The organism is Ligaoa zhengdingensis, assembly GCF_014384885.1.
In the GTDB taxonomy this organism is placed as follows: Bacteria; Bacillota; Clostridia; order Oscillospirales; family Ruminococcaceae; genus Ligaoa; species Ligaoa zhengdingensis.
In genome coordinates this window covers 99,819-122,073 of record NZ_JACRST010000003.1, presented here as the reverse complement: position 1 = coordinate 122,073, position 22,255 = coordinate 99,819, and the positions used below count along the sequence as shown (strand labels likewise).

Here is a 22,255-nt window from a genome sequence, read left to right as displayed (position 1 = left end):
GCGTTATTATTTTCTATGATACCCTATCTCACACGAAAGCACAAGCAAAAAAGCGCGGTTTTGCATCCCTCATTCGTCGGTGAGGGATGCAAAACCGCCGCCCACCAAATCGGCCAAGGCCTTCGGCTCCAGCTCCACCTGATGGCCGATCTTACCCGCGCTCACCATGATGTGCTCCTGTGCCAGGGCGGAGGAATCAAACAGGGTGGCGTACTGTTTTTTCATTCCGACCGGGGAGCATCCGCCCCGGATATAGCCGGTGACCTTGTTGATCTCGCTCACGTGGATCATCTCGACCGACTTTTCCCCCGCAGCCTTTGCGCCCTTTTTCAGGTTGAGCTCCTTTGCCACCGGGATGACAAAGACGTGGTAAGCCCCGCTCGCCCCCCTGGTCACCAGCGTTTTAAAGACCGCCGCCGGGTCCTGGCCCAGCTTTTGGGCGACGCTCACCCCGTCGATCAACCCGTCGCCGTGGTCATAGGCGTGGGCGGTGTACGGAATTTTCGCCCTTTCTAAAATGCGCATCACATTGGTTTTTGTCTCGGCCATAGCAGGCTCCCTTCCGCCGCGCGGTTTGAGGCGCGGCCTCTTTCAAATCTGTTCCCCATTGTAGCACGCATCCGGGAAAATTTCCAGCATCAGCCGCGCGCCCGCTCGGAACCCGCTGATAAAATTTTCCACCGCGACCTCTCCTGTTTCGCTGCTTTGGGCGTCGAGCAGCTCCAAAAGGTAACCGCGCTCCTCCCTGCCCAAGTGCTCCATCAGCCACTTTTCGCTCTGTTCCAAAGCCTGGATGGTGCCGTCTTTGAGCGTGACCGCTTCGCCCGGCTGCCACTCCCCGAAATAGATTTCCTCCAAAATCGACTTCATTATAATCACCTCGATAATCATTTGGTTATCAGCCAAGCATAATATAGCACCCTTGCGTTACAATGTCAATATAATCGTTTGGTTATCAGGAGGGCAGCATATGAGCCATTATAGACGGTTACGCGACCTGCGCGAAGATCGCGATCTCACTCAGCGGCAACTTGCGGATCTGTTACAAATGAAACAGCCGCAATACCAGCGCTACGAATCGGGCGAACGAGATATTTCGAGCGAGCTCTTGATCCAGTTAGCCGACTACTACGGCGTCTCGACCGACTACATCCTCGGCCGAACCAACAACCCTAAAATCAACCGATGAACCGAGGGGAATCCAATATGAGCATCTGCAATCTCTGCCCCCGCCGCTGCGGCGTAGAGCGCGCGCCGTCCCAGGGCGGCGCGGCGGGGTTCTGCGGCGTCGGCCGCCGCCCTGTGGTGGCGCGCGCCGGGCTGCATGCCTGGGAAGAACCCTGCATCAGCGGGACGCGCGGCAGCGGCACGGTATTTTTCAGCGGCTGCAACCTGCGCTGCTGCTTCTGCCAAAATCACGAGATCAGCGCCGGGGGCTTCGGACGCGAAATCCCGGTGGAGCGCCTGCGGGAAATCTACCGCGAATTGGCGAGCCAGGGCGCGCACAACATCAACCTGGTCACCCCCACCCATTTTATCGAGGCTGTCGCTGAGAGCCTGACCCCGCCGCCCCCTGTGCCGGTGGTCTACAACAGCAACGGCTACGAGCGCGTGGAGTCGCTCCGCCTGCTGGAGGGCAAAGTGCAAATCTACCTGCCCGACCTCAAGTACGCCAACGACCCCCTCGCGCTGCGCTATTCCAACGCGAAGCGCTACTTCGAGACCGCGACTGCGGCCATCCAGGAGATGTACCGCCAGGTCGGCCCGTGGGAGATGGACGAGGACGGTATCCTGCAAAAAGGTGTGGTCATCCGCCACCTCATCCTTCCCAATCATGTGGAAAACTCCTTTGATGTGATCGACTGGGTAGCCGGCCACTTCCGCCGCGGCAAGGTACTGTTCAGCCTGATGAGCCAGTACATCCCCTGCGGGCGCGCCGCAGAGTACCCTGAAATCGACCGGCCGATCACGCAGGAAGAGCGCGAACGTGTGGAGCAGTACCTCTTTTACAGCGGCATCGAGGATGGATTCGTCCAGGAACCCGAATCCGCAAGCAGCCGGTACATCCCGCCGTTCGACCTCACAGGGGTGGAACCGGCCCGCAGCCAATAAAATGCGCCCTGCCGGCGAGTTTCCTCCCGACGGGGCGTTTTTCGTTTCCTCAAACAGAGTCCTTGATTAATATGTGCAGGTATTCCGTGGTCGCGCGCCCCTTGTGGCAGCGGTTCTCATCGCTGTCCGCCTTGAAGCGGCGGTAACGCTGCGTTACGGCGCTGTAGTACCCATAGCGGCTCATGATCTCCTCGATCTTTTCCAGCGGGAGAAGCCCCTCGTTGTTGTAGCTCAGGAAGATGTAGCGGTAATTCGCCTGGGAGATCAGCTCCTCCATCGCGCGTTCCGCATAGCGGTAGGAGCAAAATTCGCTCTTTTGCCGCACCTTGCGCACGCCCGTTTTGCCGCCGATCACCGGGAAATCCCAGCGGGCGATCGTCTCGAGCAGGTGATAGTTGGAGCTGTATTGCCGCACATTGTACGGCGGATCGACATAAAGGATATCACCAGACAGATGTTTCAGCAATGCGTTTGCGTCGGCGTTGTACACCTGATAATTCGCAGACCCGTGGATAATCGGCATGGGAGTGAGTACGAGATCCTTCTGCGCCGTCTTTTTCAGGGTTTTGAGAAACGCCCCGTAAACCGACGCGGTGTTGGCGTAGCGGTCGACCGAAGTGATGAGGCTGGCCAGCAGAAAATAATACTCCTCCATGCTGACTTCCTCTTTCTCACGCAGACGCTCCAGCTCAGTGCGCATTCCATCGCACTTGGCCGCGTTGAAATCGGAAAAATAGCACCGCGGATGCTGGCTGCCCGCGGTACCGCCTGCGCTGTAGTTGCGGTAGATAAAGCCTTCCTCGGGCGGAGTTGCAAACAGTTGGTCGCACAGCAACTGGCCCTGCTGCTTGGTCAGCGCTGCGCCACCCTGGACCAAATGGCGGCAGAGGACGTAGCTGTAATATTGCAGATCATTTGAAATCACATTGCATCCCATCTCCTTGGCGGCCACCGATACCACGCCGGTACCCGCAAACAGGTCGGCAAATTGCAGTTCCTGCGGCCTGCGGTTGTCGCCATTTTGCGACAAGGTCTCCCAGATCGTCTCGACCAAAAAGTCGATCAACGTGAGCTTGGAGCCAATGTAATTCATAATAACATCCTCGTCCATCCTAATAATGTCAAAAAAACTCGTGATTTCTATTATACAACAATTCCGTGCCAAATGGCAACGAGGCACGAAAAAAAGCGAAAGAAATATTAGCTTGATCTTTTTTGACAGCAATGCTATAATAAATGGCTATTGCGAGGAGGATACGAAATTGAGCTGTATCGACAAAAAATTCTATACATCAGTCTGCGCCATCGCCCTGCCGATCGCCCTGCAAAACCTGATCTCCTTCAGCGTCAACCTGATGGACACCGTGATGCTGGGGAAGCTGGGCGAGGTGGCGCTTTCGGCCGCAGCGCTGGCCAATCAGATGTTCTTTATCTTTAACGTGGTCTGCTTCGGTGTATCGAGCGGCGCAATCGTGCTTGCCAGCCAATACTGGGGCAAAAAAGACGCCGAGGCGATCCAAAAGATCACCGGCCTGGCCGTCAAGATCATCACCGCCTTTTCTCTGCTGTTTTCCGCCGTTGTCATGTTGTTCCCTGGGCAGATTATGCGCATCTTTTCCCCGGACGCTGCGGTGATCGAGGCGGGCATCCACTACCTGCGCGTAGTCGCGCTCTCCTACACCACCGGCGGCATCAGCGCCACCTTTTTGATGGTGCTGCGCAGCGTGGGCACCGTAAACATCTCTGTTTTGATCTACTCCATCTCCTTTTGCGTCAACGTTTTCTTCAACTACTGCTTCATCTTCGGCCGCATGGGCGCGCCCGAGCTGGGTGTGACCGGCGCCGCGGTCGGCACGGTGATCGCCCGCGCTACCGAATGTGTGATCCTGCTGGTGTACCTCCTTTTCTTTGAGAAGAAGATACACTACCGCCTGCGCACCTTTCTGCAAAACGATCGCGATCTGATCCACGATATGATCCACTACGGCCTGCCGGTGATGCTCAACGAATTTTTTTGGGCAGTCGGCATCTCGCTGCATTCGGTCATCCTCGGGCATATCAGCGCCACGGTGGTGGCTGCCAACAGCATTTGCAGCGTGGTCTACCAGCTCGCCACCTCCTTTATCTTTGGCGTCGGCAGCGCCACAGCGGTGATGACCGGCAATATCATCGGGTCGGGCGACATCCCATATCTACTCGAGTGTGTCAAACGGTTCAAACGCATCTACTTTGTGCTGGGCATCGCATCGGCTGGTCTGCTGCTTCTGCTCAAAAATCCGGTGCTTGCGATCTACAACATCGAGCCTGAGACCCTCGCCTTTGCCAATCAACTGATGATCGCATATGCCTTCTCGATCTTTTTCACCGCCTACGCCAACCCCTTGATCACCGGCATCTTTCGGGGCGCGGGCGACACACGGTTTGCCGCGCTGGTGGATATCGGCTGCCTTTGGTTCGCTATCCCGTTCGGCGCGCTGGCTGCTTTTTTGTTTCACCTTCCCCCAATCGTGGTATTTTTGATTTTAAAACTGGATTACCCTTTGAAAACAATGTTCTGCCTGATGCGCTTGCGCGGCACAAACTGGATTCGCTGTGTGACGCGCTGAGGATGCCCAATCAAAAAACGGGAGGAAGCCGACCGGCTTCCTCCCGTTTTTTGACTTATTCCCGCGGTTTTGCTTGATAAAGTAAGGCGTTGCAGATGGCTGCCGCCACGTTGCTGCCGCCCTTGCGTCCGCGCGCCACGATGTAGGGCACACCCGATTCCCGGATGAGTTCCTTGGATTCGACCACGTTGACAAACCCAACCGGCACGCCGATCACCAGGCGCGGGGCTACCTTTCCCTCCAGGATCAGCTCATACAGCCGCACCAGCGCGGTGGGCGCATTGCCGATGGCAAAGATCAGCGGCCCGTCAAGAACAGCGGCCTTCTCCATGCTGGCGACGGCGCGGGTGGTGCCGTTCTCCTTGGCGGCGCGCGCGACCTCCTCGTCGGCCATATAGCAAAGCGCCTCTCCCCCCAGCACGGAAAGGGTCGGCTTGCTGATCCCAGCCCGTGCCATCTGCGTGTCGGTCACGATGCGAGCGCCCTCCCGCAGCGCCGCGATCCCCTGTTCCACGGCCCCATCCGAAAAGCACAGGGTGCGGGCGTAGTCAAAATCGGCTGTGGTGTGGATCACCCGCTTGACGACCGCCTCCTGGTCGGCCGGCAGTTTGATGCCGCCCAGCTCCTCGCCGATGATTTCAAAGCTGCGCCGCTCGATCTCAGCGGGCAGCACCTTTTGCAGTTGTACCTTCATATTTGACTCCTCTCCGCCCACGCGATGTGGTCATACACCGCGTTCCAGTATCCCGTAGATCCGATCCATCTCCAACGATTCGCGCACCGCGCGGGCCAACAGGTCGTACTGGGTCTGTTTGTATGATGCGAGATCGACCGTCGCAGCAGGGTCGCAATCCAACCCTTTGGCGCGGCACAGCGAGCGCACCAGCGCGCCCGCCACCTCCTCGCTGTCGAAAAAACCGTGCATGTAGCTGCCGTAGACGCTGCCGCTCCAAGCGCCGTCGAGCAGATCAGCCGCCTCGCCCCCCACCTGCTCAACGAGGTTGAGCGGCGCGCAGCCCGCCCTGCGCTCGGTGCGGCCCATGTGAATCTCATAACCCTCGAACCTTGCACCCGAAAGACTATCCAGCGGGCCCTTCACCTGCCCCACCTTTCCAGCCGCGCGGGTGCGCGCCTTGTGGGTTTCAAAGATGGTGCGCACGGGCAAAAGCCCCATGCCCGCCATGCTGCCGCCGTGCTCCACGCCATCCGGATCGCACAGCTCCTCCCCCAGCATCTGATAGCCTCCGCAAATGCCGAACACCGCCCCGCCGTGCGCGGCGTGCTTCTGAATCGCCGCCTCCAGGCCGCATTGGCGCAGCCACAGCAGATCCTCCATGGTGTTTTTGGTGCCGGGCAGGATCACCAAATCGGGGTTGCCCAACTGCGCTACAGTGGTGACATACCGCACGGAAAGCCCGGGCTGGTAATCCAGGACGTTGAAATCGGTGGCGTTGGAAATTCGCGGCAGGCGGATGACGGCAACTTCAACCGGCGCAGGCGCGCTCGTGCGCGAAAACCGGTCGGATAGGCTGTCCTCGTCGTCGATATCCACCCGCAGATAGGGCACCACGCCCAGCACCGGGGTATGCGTGATCTTTTCTAACATCTCGAGCCCCGGCCGTAGAATCTCCCGGTCGCCCCGAAATTTATTGATGATCGTCCCCTTGACCAAGGCGCGTTCGTCATCATCCAGCAGCATCAGGGTGCCCACCAGCGCAGCAAATACCCCGCCCCGGTCGATGTCGCCGCACAGCAGCACCGGCGCGCCCGCCAGCTTGGCCATACCCATGTTGACGATGTCGTTTTCCTTCAGGTTGATCTCCGCCGGGCTGCCCGCCCCCTCCAACACGATGATATCGTACTGCGCTGCAAGCTCGTCATAGGCGCGGCGGATGTGGGGGATGAGCTCGCGCTTTTTCTCATAGTATTCCGCCGCCCCCATACAGCCCCAAACCTCTCCGTTGACGATCACCTGTGAGCCGGTGTCGCTTTGAGGCTTGAGCAGGATCGGGTTCATGCGCACGTCCGGTTCGATTCCGGCGGCCTCGGCCTGCATCACCTGCGCGCGGCCCATCTCCAGGCCGTCGGCGGTAATAAACGAATTGAGCGCCATGTTCTGCGACTTAAAGGGAGCCACCGAGTAGCCGTCCTGCCGGAAGATGCGGCAGAGCGCGGCCGCCAAGAGACTTTTGCCGGCATTGGAGGTGGTACCCTGGATCATAATTGCCTTGGCCATTCGATCATTCCTTTCAAAAGTTGTACCGCTCTATCGCCTGCAAACGGACCGAGGGCGCCTCGAATCTGTGCACCCCAAAGCCAAAACGGCTGAGGCAGGGCGAGGTGCTTTCCCGTCCGGACGCTGGTGGCGTGGTCGGAACAGACCAACATGCGCGTTTTGGGCGGAGCATGCCACAGAAGCGGTGCGATCAAATCGCGGTCTACGCGGGACAAGAACGCGGTTTTTCCCGCCGCGTCACGCCGGTGAGATAGCTCGTCCGCACCGTTGACATGCACCAGCACCAGATCGTATTCCGACAAGAGCTGCAGCGCCGCCGTCGCTTTTGCCGCTAAATCGGTGTCGGCTTCTCCGGTAGCTCCGTCCGGCGTGACCACCCGCAGGCCCATGGCGATGGCGATTCCGCGCACAATTTCGGTAGCGCACACCGCTGCCGCGCGCAGTCCGTGCAGCGATGCAAAGTTGGGGAACGACTGCGGAGCGGTCGCATCCCAAGGGAACAGCATATGCTCTCGCACCGTTTTACCCGCGTCCACCGCCCGGCTGCGGCGCGCCAAACCCGCCAACTGCGCGGCCAACGGCGTGCCATGCGGTAGGAGAGAATCCACCTTCTGCCCGATCCGTTCATGCGGCGGCACAGCGACAAGTCCTTTTAATCCTTGCGTGCCGCTTTGTGCAACCAAGAGATTTTTGTATCCCCCCATCGGGAACAATCGAAACCCGCTCTCCCTTTCAATCCTCGGAAAAACCGAGCGATAGTAGCATTGCATCTGCGCCCTGTCCCAGTCCCCGGCGCAGGAGCTTACCAGCCGGCCATCTTCCACTGTGACCAGATTGCAGCGGCAGACCGCGTCCGCCTTCCCCACCGGCACACCGCAGGACAGCGCCTCCAAATAGGCGCGGCCGACCGGAATTCGGTCGCGCGGCACCCCCAGCAGTGTGGAGATGCAGGTGAGGCTATCCACCGGCAGGCCCGCAGGCGCAGTGAGCAGCGTCCCATACGCGCCGTCCCGCCGGATTCGGCCAAGCGCGGGGCAAGCGGCGGTCTCCAGCGGGGTTCCCAGCGGCGACGGTTCGTCGGTCAGCCCGTCCAGAATCACCAACAGCATCGGGGTCATGTCAGTTCCCCCATCGCCGCCAGCAGCGCCTCGTTGTCCGTCCGCCCCCTCACTGCGATGCGGCAAAACTCGCCGGACAGACCCTTGAAGTTTCCGCAATCCCGCAGCAGGATGCCGCGGGGCTCCAATCTTTCGCGCAGATGGGGGACATGCGGGCGGAAAAACAGGTAGTTGGCATGGGAACCATAGACGGTGCAGCCCAGTTTTGCGAGCCCCTCCCTCAGGAAAGCCCGTTCAGAACGGATGAGCGCCGCGGTACGACGGCGGTAATCCTCCTCGCGCAGCGCCTGGATGCCCGCCAATTGGGCCGGTGCGGATACGTTCCAGGGGGAGGCGCAGTGGTACATCCGTTCCAACAGGCCGCGGTCGGCGCACAGGCAGTAGCCCAACCGCAGCCCCGGGATGGCGTACATCTTGGTGAAGGCATAAAAAAGGATCAAGTTGTCGTTTTGCGCAAGGGAATCCCGCATGGTGTGAGCCTCGGGATTGTCTAAAAAGTCGTTGAAGCATTCGTCCAATGCGAGGACGATCCCCCGCTCACGGCAGTGTTGCAAAATCCGGCGCAGCAGACCTTGATCGACCGTCTGGCCGGTGGGATTGTTCGGATTGCAGAGAAAGAACAGATCGATCTCCTCCGTCAGATCGCCCAATATGCGTTCGGTGAGGCGGAAGTCCTCCTCCTCGCGCAAAAGGTGGCGGCGCACTGTGCAGCCCACAGAGGAAAGCGCCTGCTCGTATTCCTCAAAACAAGGGGCGAGCACCAGCGCCGTCTTGGGACACAGCGCTTGCACTAGGCGGTAGATCAAGTCGGACGCGCCATTGCCGCAGAGTATTCGTTCCGCAGGCTGCGAAAGGCTCTGCGACAACGCCGCGGTAAGCGCGCGGCAGAGGGGATCGGGATAGGCCTCGCAGGAACCGAGGCCGGAGGCAAGCGCCTCTCTGACCCCATCCGGCATCCCCAGAGGGTTGATGTTGGCGGAAAAATCGAGAACCGCCTCCAGCCCTCTCTCATGGGCGGAGTAAATATCCCCGCCGTGGATCAGCTCGATCATCGCAATCCCTCCTTTCTAAAACAATACCACAATTGCCATCGCCGCCAAACGGAACAACACGCCGCCCGCGAGGGTAAACAGCGCAGAGCCAAACATCAGGCGGTTTGCCGCGGGGATCATCTCGCAGGAAACCGCGCTCAAGCTGTCGCCGATCGTGGGCTTTTTACAGAGCTTGCCGAAGTAATAGGCGTCGCCCGCCAACTGTACCCGCAGGGCCCCAGCACAGACGCTCTCGGTCTGCGCGCTGTTGGGGCTCGCGTGGTTGCGGCGGTCGCGCCGGTAGATTTTTCGCGCATTTTTCCCGTCAAATCCGAGCAGATAGGCGCTGGCGATCATCGCCCAAGCGGCCAGGCGCGCAGGGACAAAATTGACAGCGTCGTCCAGCTTGGCCGCAAATCTGCCGAAGTGGAGATACCGGTCGTTTTTGTAACCGAGCATCGAATCCATCGTGTTGACCGCCTTATAGCAGAAACCCAGCACAGGCCCCCCCAGCGCCAAAAACAGGAGCGGGGCCACCACCCCATCTGAGGTGTTCTCCGCCACTGTTTCCACGGCCGCTTTGGCCACTCCCTCTGCGGTGAGCGCATCGGTGTCGCGCCCCACAATCATGGAAACCGCCCGACGTGCTTCCACGAGGTCGCCATCCCGGAGGGCGCGGCAGACCTTCATGCTCTCATCATATAGCGACCTTGCCGCCAAAATCTGATAACACATCAGCGTTTCCAGCGCGAAGCGCAGCCAGGGGCTGATCCGCTGTGCCGCCAGAAGCAGCAGCAGAGGCGTTAAGGTAGAGAGCACCAGAACAACCAAAGCCGTGACTGCCCCGCCCCGGCGGAGGGATGCGGGTTCTTCGCTACAATGTGACCGCACCAGCCGTTCGGTTTTTTCAATCAGGCCGCCGATCAGCCGCACCGGATGGGGCATCCAGTGCGGATCCCCCAGCAGCAAATCCAGCGCACAGCCGAGGCACAGCGCCAATAGCGAAAGCGTCATAGCACAACTTCCTCACAATCGATCGTCTTAAGCAGCGTGAGCGTCCGGTCCGCCGCTGTGGGTTTGAACAAGAATCCCCGCCCGTTACCCGCCTGCCAACCGTAAAAATCCCGGACGGGGCGCGCATACCGGCTGAACAGCGACATCATCACCCCGCCGTGGGTGACAACCGCGATGCTGCCGTATCCCTTTTCCCGGGCGTCGCGCAGCAGCCAGTCCAGCGCCGCGCCCGTGCGCTCCGCGAATGCCTCGGGGCTCTCTCCGCCGGGGGGTGGCTGTCCGCCTTCCGCGTCGATCCACGCACGAAAGGCCGGGTCATGTTTCAACTCAGAATAGCTTTTGTTTTCAAACTCCCCGTAGTGCTGCTCGCGTAGCCTGTCCAACAGGGTGGACGGCACGCCCGGATAGAGCAGGCTGCCGGTCTCGCGGCAACGCAGCAGCGGGCTGACATACAGATGCTCCGCATCCGGATAGATCCCCTTTCCGAGCAGGGCGCGCAGCTCCTCGACGCCCTCCCCGCAGAGGGGATAATCGGTGGAGCCCACATAGCGGTGCTCCAGGTTGCCTTGGGTTTTGCCGTGGCGAAGGAAAGCGATGTTCATTTTGTCGCCCCCTTGATCGTGACAGCGATGCCGCAAAACACGCGGTCGACGCGGCTGGCGCGGCGCGCCAATTCGCAGCAGGCGCGCCCCGCCGCTTCCCGCCAGTCACGCTCCTCGCGGGAGAGGGGCACCACCCCGCAGCCGACCTCGTCGGCAAGGATGACGATATCAGGGTTGCACGCAAGCAGCCGTTCTACAAACTGCATCGGATTTTCGCCTGCCTGCAACAACCTGCGCACAGCGAGATGAAAATGGGTGAACAGCGCGATCCGCCCGACATCGGAGAGGTCGCACTCCGCTCCATCCACCACCTGGGCTGCGCTCAGCCCGGTCTGTTCCAGCGCATAGGCGAGCTTGCCCTGATGGGCGCCGCCGACGATCAACCGCATTTTTTATCCTCCGATTCCAGCAAATTAGTGGTACAAGGGACTGGCCAGCACCACAGCGGCCAGTATGGCGAGCTCACAGAGGCACAGGAACCACCCCGCCAGGTCGCCCGTGATGCCGCCAAATTGTTTGTAAGAAACCACACGGTAAACCGCGAAGGCCAACAGGGCCGCCGCCACTGAGGCTGTTCCCGCAACCGGTGAGCTCCACACCATCGCCGCAGCGCAGAATACCGCGGACGCACCCAACACGCCGCGCGCCACGTTTTTCTGCGCGCCGCTCGAAAACGCCGCCAAGGTACCCTCCTTTTTGGCGCCGCGGAAGCTCACGACCGAAAGGCCGCTGAAACTGCGCGACAGTAGATATCCGATCCCAACCGTTAAAAGGTGCTCCGACACCGCAGGCTGGGTCCACAGCGCAAACGACAGCAACAGATAGGCGACACAGCCCATCACGCCGAACGCGCCGATGTGGGGGTCCTTGAGAATTTCCAGCCGCCGTGCCGTTTCCCGGTGGGAGGAGAGCGCGTCCACCGTATCGCAGAATCCGTCGAGATGGATGCCACCGGTGACCAGTAGCGGCAGCAGGGCGCACACCGCCGCCCACAGGATGCCGGAAGGCGCGACGCCCAGCCAGCCGCTCAGCAGACTCCACATCCACAGCGCACCGCCGCAAGCCGCGCCCACCAATGGAAAAAAGCAGATCGCATACTTCATGCCCTCCGGCGTCCAATCGACGCGAGGCATGGGAATCTTGGAATACATCGAAAAAGAGATGACACAGGATTGCCAAAGCTTCATTCGTGGGGGCCTCCCTTGTGATAGATCGGAATGCCGCAGACCACTTCGACCACCCGTCTAGCCCGCCGCGCAATCTCCCGGTTGAGGCGGCCGAGTAGGTCGAGATACCGCTCGGTGCCGGAATCGTAGGCGACGCCGTCGGAAAAAATCTCGTTGGACACGACGATCACATCGCGCGCCCGGTGGCAAAGCGCATCGATACCTGCGAGGATTTCCCGCTCGGCGTCTTCTCCCGCCCCGCCGAACAGCTCGTTGGCCGCAAGGTTGGAGAGGCATTCCAGCAGCACGGCGGAACCTCCCGGCAAGGCCACATTGCGAAGCTCAGTCGGGCATTCGATTGTTTGAAATCCCTTGCCTGCACGCAGGGCGCGGTGCCGGGCCACCCTTGCGGCAAATTCCGGATCGGCGGGGCCGCAGGGGCGCATGGTGGCGAGATAATAGCGACGGCCGGGAGACAGGAGCGTTAAGCCCTCGGCATATTCACTTTTTCCGCTCGCTGCTCCCCCAGTCACCAACGTGAGCATATCGCCATCGCCTCACTTCAGATGTTTATATTCTTCAATTTCCACCTCAGCAAAGGTGCTCATGTCGTTGTAAACCGCGCACGCCATCCGCAAAATTGGGATAGCCGCTACCGCGCCGGTGCCTTCGCCGAGGCACATGCCGCAGGTCAAAAACGGTTTGAGGCCCAACTCTTCCAACACCAGCGCTCCCGCCGGCTCATCGGAGACATGCGACGGCAGCAGATAACCCGCCGCAGCCGGACACAGACGCACCGCACACAGGGCGGCGACTGAAGAGATAAACCCATCGATCAACACCGGCCGGTGGGCGAGCGCCCCGCCCAAGTATACCCCGACGAGGCCTGCGATATCGAATCCCCCCACCTTGGCGAGCACATCGAGCGGGTCATCCGGATCGGGCTGGTTGACGGCGATAGCGCGGCGGATCACGGCGATCTTGTGCCTCACCCCCTCGGAGGTAAGGCCCGCGCCGCGCCCAGTGACCTCGCTGACGCTCCGATGGAGCAGTACCGCCGCCATCGCGCTGCTGGTGGTGGTGTTACCGATACCCATTTCGCCGGTGGCGAACAGGTCGTACCCCTGTCGGGCGAGATCGAGTGTGATATCGATCCCCACCTCGATGGCGGCGACCGCCTGGTCGCGGGTCATCGCCGGTCCCTGCGCCATGTTTTGGGTTCCATAGGCGATCTTTTTCCGGATCAACCCATCTGCCTCTATGTCGCAGGCCACGCCGATATCCACCGGAACCACCGGAATGCCGGCCACGCGCGCCATGCTGCACACGCTGGTCGCGCCGGTAGTGAAATTTTTAGTGACCACAGCGGTGACATCCCGCGAGGTCTGGGTTACCCCCTCGTCCACCACGCCGTTGTCCGCACACATCGCCACCACACAGGGCTTTTCGATGGTCACTTCCGGTTCCCGTCTCATCCCCGCGATCCGGGTTACGGCCTGTTCCAGCAGCCCCAGGCTGCGCAGCGGCTTGGCGATACTGTCCCAACGCCGCCAGGACCGCTCTACAGCCGACTGGTCGATGGGTTCGATCTGCGCGATTTTATCCTGCAAGTTCATGGTCGGTCATATCCTTTTCGATAAAGTTGGCATTGCTCCAGATACCGGACAGCCATTCCAGGGTTGGAATAAAAGTGCAGATGAGGGAAACCCGCGTAGAGAGCCGGTGCGCTGTGCACGCAGCGCCACCGGCGACCGGATACCTTCACGGCTTCGAAACAATCGCCGTTTTGTTCGCTGTCCCAATAGTGGAATTCATGAGCATGGAATCGCTCCCCTCTGCGGCAGAGCAGGCCGTCGCTTTGCGCTGTCAATTCGGCGTAGCCGAACCTACAGAGCTTGCGCGCGTTCCAGCATCGGGCGTCGATCACCCCAACCATAGGGTAGTCGACGCCGTCTTCGCCCTCCATCTCACGGTGCAGATACAGAAATCCTCCGCACTCGGCGATAGTGGGCAGCCCGCCAGCCACCGCCTCACGGACGCTTTGCAGCATCCCGCAGTTTTGGGAGAGGGTCTTTGCATAGATCTCCGGGTACCCGCCGCCGAGCAGCAGACCATCGGTTTCAGCGGGGATAGCAGCATCCGCCAAAGGGCTGAACGGGATAAGCTCCGCCCCGAGCTCGCGCAGCAGGTCGAGGGAATCCTCGTAATAAAAGCAGAACGCCCGATCCTGAGCCACCGCGATTCGCACCCCCTTACCAGGCAACCCTGCCGGCAAAGGCGGCGGAGAAAACTCCAGCTCCGGGGCGCTGTGGGCGAGACGCAGCAGAAGGCCGAGATCGACGCTCCGCTCCGCTTGCCGTGCGAGCGTTTGCAGCTTTTCACGCAGGTTTTGTACCTCGGCCGCGGTAATCAGCCCCAGATGCCTGCTTTCCAGCGAGCAATCCGCCATCTCCGGCAGATATCCCGCTACCGGAATACCCGTCTCGTACTCGATCGCCTGCTTGAGCATCGGGTAGGTCATGGGGGAGCAGCGGTTGAGCAGCACCGCGCATACGTTGCTGTCCGGCCGAAACTCCGCCAAGCCTTTGACCAGAGCCGCCGCAGACAGCGACAAGCCGCGCGCGTTCACCACCAGCACCACCGGGGTTCGGGTGACGCGCGCCAGGTCATAGCTGCTCGCCCGGGTGGAGGTGCCGCCCACCCCGTCGTAAAATCCCATCACGCCTTCGAGGATGGAAAGGGTGCAGTCGGCCGAATTTTTGCACAAAAGAAAGCGGGCGGTATCCTCCCCATAGAAAAACAGGTCGAGGTTGCGGCTCTTTGCCCCGATCACCTCGCTGTGAAACATGGGATCGATGTAATCCGGCCCGCACTTAAAGGACGCCAACCGCTCGCCGCGGTCTGCAAACGCCTGCAAGAGCGCGCAGGTCGCGGTGGTTTTTCCCGCGCCGCTGTTGGCCGCAGCCAGCAGGAGACGGGGAGGGTTACCCTGCATCATCCGGCCGCCCTCCCCCGCTGAGAATCCAGATTGGGTTTTGCCCCATCATCATGTGTTTGTTGCCCGCTGTGTGCGCCCGCGCCGATGTCAGCTGCAATACCTCTTGATGAGGCAGCGCGAAGCGTCTGAATGAATCGAGCACCTCAGCCACCGTCTCCAGAGTGATTGCGTTGGCGACGATGCGAGCGGCGGAGTTCTTTTTTAAAATACAAGCGATGATTTCTGCCATGCCGCCGCCCGAGCCGCCGATAAACACCGCGTCGGGCGTTGGCAGAGTTTCGAGCGCGCCGGGGGCCTCGCCCGCAGCGATGTGCAGGTTGTACAGGCTCATCCGCTGCCGGTTTTGCCGCAGCAGCTCCAGCGCTTCTGCATCCCGCTCCACCGCGTAGACCGCACCATCGGGCAGGACGCGGGCGATCTCACAACAGACCGACCCGGTCCCCGCGCCCACGTCCCACACCACGTCGCCGCGGTGGAGGCGGAGCTGTGCGATGGAAACCGCGCGCACCTCCGATTTGGTCATGGGCGCGCCTCCGCGCAGGAACGTCCCATCCGGCAGGCCGTGGGTGGGCGGCGGGGTCTGCGCCAAGGGATTGCACATAAGCATCACCGAAAGCGGCGCAAAATCGCGCTCCGCGAGCTCCCGTGCGCTGCCTTGGATGACCGCCTCGTCCGGATAGGAAAGCCATTCCCCCACCCAAATGCGCACATCTCCCAAGCCCCATTCGGTCAAGCGCCCGCACACAGCACGCGGTGTGTTCTCCCCGCCCGTGAGCAAAAACACCTTTGGGTAAGTCATCACCGCGCCCAGCAGATCCTGCTTCCGTCCGTGGAGACTGAGCAGCTTCGCATCGTCCCACGAGGTTTGCAGCAGGGCGCAGAAATACTGCACACTGGAAACGCCCGGGATGCGCACAACCTCAAATTCTCCAGACGCCTCCCGCTCAATCAGGCTGCATAAGCCCTTCGCACCGCTGTAAAATCCAACGTCGCCGCTCATCAAAACCGTCGCCGTCCGATACTCCGGGTGCCGGCGCAAATGCTCTAAAATCTCTGTGGGCGAACAGGAGGCGAAGCGCGCCGCCGCAAAATCTTTAAATGCCTCCAGCATTCTCTGCGCGCCGATGAGGCAGTCGCTCTGCGCAATCGCCCGCTCGGCCTGCCGCGTGAGGGTATCCGGGTTGCCCATCCCCACGCCCACAATCTGTAGCTTCATTCGCTCGCCTCCTGTCGCACTGTGTTTTATTTCTGGTTTCGCCCTGAGAATCTATCAAGTAACGCCCCTATGGCGGCTCCGTCCGCCGCGGACAAGGGGATCACGGCGCTCAGCCCGCGGAACGGCCAGATGCGCGAAAAAATGGCTGCTCTCCACATTTTTATCGTACAAAGTCATCTTCGCGCCGGAAATAATCCTCCGCACAGTTGAGGGTGAAGTCCACATCCGCCTCGGTGTGCGCGGCGGAAAGGAACATCGCTTCAAATTGGGAGGGCGCGAGGTATACGCCGTCCCCCAGCATCTTTTTAAAATAATGGGAGAAACGCACGGTGTCGCTTGCCTTGGCCGTCGCGTAGTCGGTCACCGGCCGGTTAGTGAAAAACAGGCAGCCGAGCGATCCGGTGTGATTGACGGTACATCCGTGTTTCTCCGCGATACCGGCGAGCCCGGTATACAGCCGCTCGCCCAGGCGGTTGACCCGCTCATAGATTTCGGGATTATCCCTCAAAATCTTGAGCTGGGTGATGCCCGCAGCCATCGCCACCGGATTGCCGGACAGGGTACCCGCCTGGTACACTCCGCCGACCGGCGCAATCGTGCTCATCACGTCGCGCCGTCCGCCGTAAGCGCCCACCGGCATACCGCCGCCGATGATCTTACCAAAGGTGGTGAGGTCGGGTTTCACCCCGTAATACCCCTGCGCGCCGGTCAGCGAGAGCCGGAAGCCGGTGATCACCTCGTCGAAGATGAGCAGCGCGCCGTTGGCGCTGCACAGCGCGCGCAGCTTCTTCAAAAAGCCCTCCTGCGGGAGCACCACGCCCATATTGGCCGCAAGCGGTTCGATGATGATCGCTGCGACCTCTTTGGGGTTCTCGTCAAACAGCTTTTCCACGCTGTCGATATCGTTGTAAACCGCGGTGAGGGTGTCCTCCGCCGTGCCCTTTGGCACACCGGCGCTGTCGGGTACGCCCGCCGTCATCACGCCGCTGCCCGCCTTGACCAGCAGCGCGTCAAAGTGGCCGTGGTAACAGCCCTCAAACTTGATGATTTTGGAGCGGCCGGTATAACCCCGCGCCGCGCGGATCGCGCTCATCACCGCCTCAGTTCCGGAGTTGACCATCCGCACCATGTCGATGGACGGCACCAGGTCGCAGACAAGGCGCGCCATCGTCACCTCGGCCTCGGTAGCTGCGCCGAAGCTGAGGCCGTTTTCCACCGCCTGGAGCACCGCGGCCTTGACCGCCGGATGGTTGTGTCCCAGAATCATCGGGCCCCAGGAACAGACATAATCCAAATAAGTGCGGCCGTCCACGTCGGTAATATGCGCGCCGTTCGCCTTCTGCATGAAGCGCGGTGTGCCTCCCACCGACTGAAAGGCGCGCACCGGGCTGTTGACCCCGCCCGGGATCATCAGCTTGGCCTGCGCAAACAGCTCGCGCGAGCGCTCGTGTCTCGTCTTGGGCGTCATCATCATCCGATCCTCCCCTCGTCGATGTAGCGCGCCAAGTCCATGGCGAAATAGGTGATGAGGATATCCGCGCCCGCGCGGAACATGCTGACCGCAGTTTCACAGACGATCGAAGCCTCGTCCACCAGCCCAGCCTTGGCAGCCGCCTTAATCATGGAATATTCGCCGCTGACGCTATAGCAGGCGAGCGGCAGGTCGAAGGTCCCGGACACCTCGTGAACCACATCGAGGTAGCTGAGAGCCGGCTTTACCATGATGATATCCGCGCCCTGCTCCACATCCAGCGCGGCCTCCCTGATCCCCTCGCGGCGGTTGTGGTAATCCATCTGATAGCCCTTGCGGTCGCCAAACGACGGTGCGGAGCCCGCCGCGTCGCGAAACGGCCCGTAAAACGCCGAGGCGTATTTCACCGCATAGGACATGATCGGCGCCTCGCTGAAGCCGTTTTCGTCCAGGGTGTTGCGCATCGCTAAGATACGGCCGTCCATCATATCCGACGGAGCGACCATATCCGCGCCCGCCTGCGCGTGGGACAGCGCCGTTTTGCACAGCAGCTCCAGCGTCTCGTCGTTGTCCACCACCTGGCCGTGCAACGCGCCACAATGGCCGTGGCTGGTGTATTCACACATGCAGACGTCGGTGATGACATAGATGCCGGGATATTTCTTTTTGATATACCGGATGGCCTGTTGGACCGCACCCTGCGGGTCCCATGCTCCGCTGCCGATTTCATCCTTATGCTCGGGGATGCCGAACAGCAGCACACTGTGCACCCCTGCCCCGATGAGCTGGGTCAGGATGCCGTCCAGCCGGTCGGGGCTGTAGCGGTACTGTCCATCCATCGAGGGAATTTCCTCCACAATATCAGTGCCCTCCCGCACAAACAGCGGGTAGACGAGCGCGTCCTTGGAGACGCGCGTCTCGCGCACCAAGCTCCGGATCACCGGATTGGCGCGCAGCCTCCTCGGCCGATTCAAAAGCTCCATCGATTAAACTCCCCCTTCTTTTAGGCGGCTCAGACCGGTCAGGCAATCGATCATACTGTCGATGGTCGCGGACTGCGCCGTCACAATCTTCATTCCATATTGCTGCGCCTCCGCAGCGGTCTGTTCCCCGATGCAGACGGCGTTTAGTTTGCTGTAATCCAAGTCCCCCATCGCGCCCACAAAGCCTTTCACCGTGGAAGCGCTGGTGAAGGCGACATAGTCCACCTCGCCCTGCTCAAGTTGATCCTTGACCAACTCGGCGTTCGCACAGGCGTAGACCGTCTCATAGAGCGGCACGTCGTCGTATCCCACGCCAGCGCGCTCCAGGGCCCGGGTGAGCTCGGGGGAACCGATCTTCGCGCGCAGAATCAACACCCTTGCGCCGTTTGCCGCCACGCCGAGCGCCCCGCCCAGGTGGGCCGCGTCGTAGCGCTCGGGCATCAGGTCGATCTGCAGGCCGTGCTCCTCCAACGCCCGTGCGGTGGAGGGGCCGATCGCAGCCAGCTTGAGGCCCGCAAGGCAGCGCACATCGCGGCGCATCCGCCGCAGCTCCTCAAAGAAGATGCGAACGCCGCTGGGGCTGGTGAACGTCAGCCACTGGTAGCGGTCGAGGCAGCTGAACGCACCGGTCAGCGCTGTGTTATCAGGGATTGCCTGCGTGGCGATGGAAGGAAGCTCCACCACCTCAGCGCCCAACGCGCGCAGGCGGCCTGCAAAGGCGGACATCAGCTCGCGCGGGCGGGTGATCAGGATGCGCAACCCGCCCAGGGGCCGGTCCTCAGCCCAGTGGAACTGGCCGGCCAGCGCGCAAACGCGCCCCACCACAATGATGGCGGGGGTCTTTATCCCGGCGGCGCACGCGTCCTCCACCAGGTTCTTCACGGTGGATACCACCCGGCGCTGATGCGCTGTGGTACCGCGCTCCAACACGGCGGCGGGCATGTCCGGATCGATGCCGCCCGCGAGCAGCCCCTCCATGATCGTGGGCATGGCGGAGATGCCCATCAAAAACACCAGCGTTCCGTTCAATTTGACCAGCGAAGGGTAATCGATCTGCGCCTCCGCCTTGGCCTTGGTATGGCCGGTGATGATGTGCAGCGACGAGGTAAAGTCGCGGTGAGTGACGGGGATGCCCGCGTAGGCCGGCACCGCAATTGCGGAGGTGATGCCCGGCACCACCTCGAAATCGACCCCATGCTCGGCGAGCAGCTCCAGCTCCTCCCCGCCGCGGCCGAATAAAAACGGATCTCCGCCCTTGAGGCGCACCACGTTGTTGCCCTCTTGCGCTTCATGTAATAGGATTTGATTGATCTCGTGCTGGGGCACCAGGTGGTTGCTCGACCGCTTGCCCACATTGATGCGCCTGGCGTTCGGCGGGATCATCGCCAACACCCCCTGGCCGACCAGTGCGTCGTACACCACGACATCCGCTGCCTCCAGGGCCGCTCTGCCGCGCAGGGTGAGCAGGCCGGAATCCCCCGGGCCCGCGCCCACCAGAATCACCTTACCGTTCATCGGCGACCTCCCCTTTCAGCTTATTTGCCAGTTCCCTGCCCAACAATTCGGCGTCTTCGGGCGCACCGCTGATCGAACCGACCGTGTGCCGCCCCGAGGTCTCGTCGACATAGAGGCCGGTCAGCTTGAGCTGTCCATCCTCAAGCCGCTTGGCATGTGCGGCGATCGGGGAGGTGCAGCCGCCGTCCAGCGTGCGGACAAAAGCGCGCTCCGCCAGAGCGCAGCAGCGGGCTTCCAGGTCATCCACACAGGATAAAAAGCCATAGTCCTCCCCCGCGCGGCCCTGGATGGCCAGAATACCCTGCCCCGCCGCCGGGATCATCTCTTCATCGGTAAAAACCCGGCTGATGCGGTGAGAAAGCCCCAGCCGTTCAAGCCCTGCGCAGGCGAGCAGCAGCGCGCCGTATTCACCCGTATCCAGCTTGTGCAGCCGGGTAATGACGTTGCCGCGTACCAGCTTGGTTTCCAGTTCGGGATGGAGCTTCCGGAGCTGCAAGACGCGCCGGGCACTGCTGCACCCCAAAGGTTTGGCCAGATCGAGCGCCTTTGCCCCCTCCGGCAGGATCAATGCGTCCAACGGATTGGCCCGCTTGGAAAACGCCACCAGCGGCAGGTCCTCTGGGGTCTCCATCGGCATGTCCTTGAGGCTATGTACTGTGATGTCTACCCGCCGGTCGCGCAGCGCACGATCCAGCTCCTTGACAAACAGCCCCTTGCCGCCCACCTGATCTAGGCTGCGGTCGAGGATGATGTCGCCGGTGGTTTTCATTGTAACCAGCTCCAGGTCCAGCTCGGGGTGCGCCGCCGCAATCTGATCCATCACCAGCTTTGTCTGGACGACGGCCAGCTTGCTTTCGCGGCTGCCCACCCGAATTTTTTGTTTGTACATCTGTGATTTTCCCCTTCTTTCCTCGGTTATTTTTCCTCTTTCTATTTTTCAACGATGCTGCTCAGGAACGCTTTGATTTTGCGGGTGATGGCGCTTGCCAGGTGATGGTCGGTTCCGCTCGCGGTCACGCCGATGACCGCCGGGCCTGAACGCACCACCCCCGGGAAATAGAAGCTGCATTCCGCGCGGCAATCCGCCACGCTCACCGGAATCCCGGCCGCTGTGCACTCCTCATAAACCCGGTGGTTGACCTCGCGGCAGTCGGTTGCAGCCACCGCCAATGCGCAGCCTGCACAATCGCCCGCGTGATATTCCCGAACAGTTAAGTCTATTTTACCACTTTCCGACAGGTTTTGTACAGACAAAGATGCCTCCGGTGCGATCACATGGATGCGACAGCCGAATTCCAACAGGGTGTTGATGCGGCGGGCAGCGATCTCTCCCGCCCCCACCACTGCGACATCCCTTCCCGCAAGCCGCACAAACATCGGGAAATATGCCTCCGAAGGGGATTCTTTTTTCTTTGCAGGAACTTCGAGGTCCCAGCGCTCCCGCAACAGACGGGGCAGTTCATCCATCGTCACGCCGCCGCTTTCGCTCGGCCGCCCGATCACCACCAATTCCGCTCCGGCCTTGCGTGCAGCCTCGCATTTTTCCCAAAAGCCTCCCGCCTCACCGGAATTTTTGGTGACAAGGCAGGTGGCGCCCAGCGACCGCAGGATTGCAAGATTCATCTCCTCGCTGAACGGGCCCTGCATACAAACGATATTTTGCGGCCGGTATCCCAGCTGAAGGCAGCGCTCCAGCGATTCCGCTGCAGGCAGCACCCGCGGGCAAAGCCGCTCCCGATAGTCCGGAATCGATGTGTAAAGGTTTAAATCTTTACACCCTGTGGTAAGCAACACTTTTCCCACTGTACTTGCAAGATAGCGCGCCGCTTCTGCGGTATTTGTCACCTGGACACAGCGCGGCAGACCGGCGTCGGTTCGCAAAATTCGCAGATAGGGCACCGCCGCACCATCGCAGGCGGCGCGGATGTTCTCTGTCGCTTCCACCGCATAGGGATGGGTCGCGTCGAGCACGCCGTCGAAGCGGCCGCATGCCATCATCTTCTCCATCTCCCCGCGGCCCATCCTCCCGGTGTGCACCGCAAGGCCCGGCAGCTCGGGCAACACCTCGCCGCCATATTCGGTCGCCACGCAGGCGACGGTCTCACAGCCACAGCGCGACAGCAGCTCGAGAGTCTCGCGGCCCTCAGTTGTCCCAGCAAATACCAAAAATCGCGGCATCACTATCCT

General features: G+C 61.1%; 23 protein-coding genes. 3 read left to right on the top strand and 20 right to left on the bottom strand.

All coding sequences use genetic code 11. The annotated features are described in order from the left end of the window. Positions 1-69 precede the first annotated feature (69 nt). On the bottom strand, positions 70-549 hold the full coding sequence (gene ybaK / locus H8711_RS03845; protein ID WP_249282217.1) for a Cys-tRNA(Pro) deacylase: 480 nt from the start codon (positions 547-549) through the stop codon (positions 70-72). 42 nt (positions 550-591) lie between these two features. Beyond that, positions 592-906, bottom strand: coding sequence for a DUF6809 family protein (locus H8711_RS03840; protein WP_249282216.1), 315 nt, complete (start codon positions 904-906; stop codon positions 592-594). Positions 907-970: 64 nt separating this feature from the next. On the opposite strand from H8711_RS03840, the gene H8711_RS03835 reads away from it, so the two are divergent. Together H8711_RS03835 and H8711_RS03830 are read left to right on the top strand one after the other, a co-directional pair. Beyond that, on the top strand, positions 971-1,189 hold the full coding sequence (locus H8711_RS03835) for a helix-turn-helix domain-containing protein (protein WP_249282215.1): 219 nt from the start codon (positions 971-973) through the stop codon (positions 1,187-1,189). A gap of 17 nt (positions 1,190-1,206) precedes the next feature. Then, positions 1,207-2,112 carry a radical SAM protein gene (locus H8711_RS03830; protein ID WP_249282214.1) on the top strand — a complete coding sequence of 302 codons (906 nt, stop codon included), beginning with the start codon at positions 1,207-1,209 and terminating at the stop codon, positions 2,110-2,112. A 49-nt stretch (positions 2,113-2,161) separates the two neighbouring features. Here the strand turns inward: H8711_RS03830 and H8711_RS03825 are convergent, their stop codons facing one another. Beyond that, a complete protein-coding gene (locus H8711_RS03825; protein ID WP_249282213.1) occupies positions 2,162-3,205 on the bottom strand; it encodes a DNA adenine methylase in 1,044 nt (347 codons plus the stop codon). Between the two features lie 169 nt (positions 3,206-3,374). Here H8711_RS03825 and H8711_RS03820 point away from each other — a divergent pair, with 169 nt between their 5' ends. After that, on the top strand, positions 3,375-4,718 hold the full coding sequence (locus tag H8711_RS03820; protein ID WP_249282212.1) for an MATE family efflux transporter: 1,344 nt from the start codon (positions 3,375-3,377) through the stop codon (positions 4,716-4,718). A gap of 55 nt (positions 4,719-4,773) precedes the next feature. Here the strand turns inward: H8711_RS03820 and H8711_RS03815 are convergent, their stop codons facing one another. From H8711_RS03815 to cobK, 17 genes are all read right to left on the bottom strand, one after another. Then, complete coding sequence (locus H8711_RS03815; RefSeq protein WP_249282211.1) at positions 4,774-5,412, bottom strand: precorrin-8X methylmutase; 639 nt, start codon at positions 5,410-5,412, stop codon at positions 4,774-4,776. A gap of 30 nt (positions 5,413-5,442) precedes the next feature. Further along, a complete protein-coding gene (locus H8711_RS03810) occupies positions 5,443-6,954 on the bottom strand; it encodes a cobyric acid synthase (protein WP_249282210.1) in 1,512 nt (503 codons plus the stop codon). Continuing rightward, on the bottom strand, positions 6,936-8,072 hold the full coding sequence (locus tag H8711_RS03805) for an alkaline phosphatase family protein (protein ID WP_249282209.1): 1,137 nt from the start codon (positions 8,070-8,072) through the stop codon (positions 6,936-6,938). The genes H8711_RS03810 and H8711_RS03805 overlap by 19 nt, the downstream gene beginning before the upstream one ends. Beyond that, positions 8,069-9,124, bottom strand: a complete 1,056-nt coding sequence (locus H8711_RS03800; protein ID WP_249282208.1) for a pyridoxal phosphate-dependent aminotransferase — start codon at positions 9,122-9,124, stop codon at positions 8,069-8,071. Before H8711_RS03800 ends, H8711_RS03805 begins: the two co-directional genes overlap by 4 nt. Before the next feature lie 15 nt (positions 9,125-9,139). Beyond that, positions 9,140-10,117: an adenosylcobinamide-phosphate synthase CbiB gene (gene cbiB, locus H8711_RS03795; protein ID WP_249282207.1), complete on the bottom strand. Its 978-nt coding sequence runs from the start codon at positions 10,115-10,117 to the stop codon at positions 9,140-9,142. Further along, positions 10,114-10,719: a histidine phosphatase family protein gene (locus tag H8711_RS03790; protein ID WP_249282206.1), complete on the bottom strand. Its 606-nt coding sequence runs from the start codon at positions 10,717-10,719 to the stop codon at positions 10,114-10,116. The genes cbiB and H8711_RS03790 overlap by 4 nt, the downstream gene beginning before the upstream one ends. After that, a complete protein-coding gene (locus H8711_RS03785) occupies positions 10,716-11,108 on the bottom strand; it encodes a bifunctional adenosylcobinamide kinase/adenosylcobinamide-phosphate guanylyltransferase (RefSeq protein WP_249282205.1) in 393 nt (130 codons plus the stop codon). The genes H8711_RS03790 and H8711_RS03785 overlap by 4 nt, the downstream gene beginning before the upstream one ends. 24 nt (positions 11,109-11,132) lie before the next feature. Beyond that, on the bottom strand, positions 11,133-11,906 hold the full coding sequence (locus tag H8711_RS03780) for an adenosylcobinamide-GDP ribazoletransferase (protein WP_249282204.1): 774 nt from the start codon (positions 11,904-11,906) through the stop codon (positions 11,133-11,135). Next, the gene (locus H8711_RS03775) at positions 11,903-12,430 is read right to left on the bottom strand and encodes a bifunctional adenosylcobinamide kinase/adenosylcobinamide-phosphate guanylyltransferase (protein ID WP_249282203.1); all 528 of its coding nucleotides are present in this window, start codon (positions 12,428-12,430) and stop codon (positions 11,903-11,905) included. The genes H8711_RS03780 and H8711_RS03775 overlap by 4 nt, the downstream gene beginning before the upstream one ends. A gap of 12 nt (positions 12,431-12,442) precedes the next feature. Then, positions 12,443-13,501 carry a nicotinate-nucleotide--dimethylbenzimidazole phosphoribosyltransferase gene (cobT, locus tag H8711_RS03770; protein WP_249282202.1) on the bottom strand — a complete coding sequence of 353 codons (1,059 nt, stop codon included), beginning with the start codon at positions 13,499-13,501 and terminating at the stop codon, positions 12,443-12,445. Continuing rightward, positions 13,498-14,883 (bottom strand): cobyrinic acid a,c-diamide synthase CobB, encoded by a 1,386-nt coding sequence (locus tag H8711_RS03765; RefSeq protein WP_343274212.1) that lies wholly within the window; start codon positions 14,881-14,883, stop codon positions 13,498-13,500. Before H8711_RS03765 ends, cobT begins: the two co-directional genes overlap by 4 nt. Continuing rightward, positions 14,870-16,099, bottom strand: coding sequence for a precorrin-6y C5,15-methyltransferase (decarboxylating) subunit CbiE (gene cbiE, locus H8711_RS03760; protein ID WP_249282201.1), 1,230 nt, complete (start codon positions 16,097-16,099; stop codon positions 14,870-14,872). The genes H8711_RS03765 and cbiE overlap by 14 nt, the downstream gene beginning before the upstream one ends. Positions 16,100-16,259: 160 nt before the next feature. Further along, the gene (gene hemL / locus H8711_RS03755) at positions 16,260-17,567 is read right to left on the bottom strand and encodes a glutamate-1-semialdehyde 2,1-aminomutase (RefSeq protein ID WP_343274215.1); all 1,308 of its coding nucleotides are present in this window, start codon (positions 17,565-17,567) and stop codon (positions 16,260-16,262) included. Between the two features lie 2 nt (positions 17,568-17,569). Beyond that, entirely contained in the window at positions 17,570-18,553 is a 984-nt protein-coding gene (gene hemB / locus H8711_RS03750; RefSeq protein ID WP_249282199.1) for a porphobilinogen synthase, read from the bottom strand. Between the two features lie 3 nt (positions 18,554-18,556). Next, entirely contained in the window at positions 18,557-20,068 is a 1,512-nt protein-coding gene (gene cobA / locus H8711_RS03745; RefSeq protein WP_249282198.1) for a uroporphyrinogen-III C-methyltransferase, read from the bottom strand. Beyond that, a complete protein-coding gene (gene hemC, locus H8711_RS03740) occupies positions 20,058-20,957 on the bottom strand; it encodes a hydroxymethylbilane synthase (RefSeq protein ID WP_249282197.1) in 900 nt (299 codons plus the stop codon). Before hemC ends, cobA begins: the two co-directional genes overlap by 11 nt. Positions 20,958-20,998: 41 nt before the next feature. Continuing rightward, a complete protein-coding gene (cobK, locus tag H8711_RS03735; RefSeq protein WP_249282196.1) occupies positions 20,999-22,246 on the bottom strand; it encodes a precorrin-6A reductase in 1,248 nt (415 codons plus the stop codon). Between the last annotated feature and the right edge of the window lie 9 nt (positions 22,247-22,255).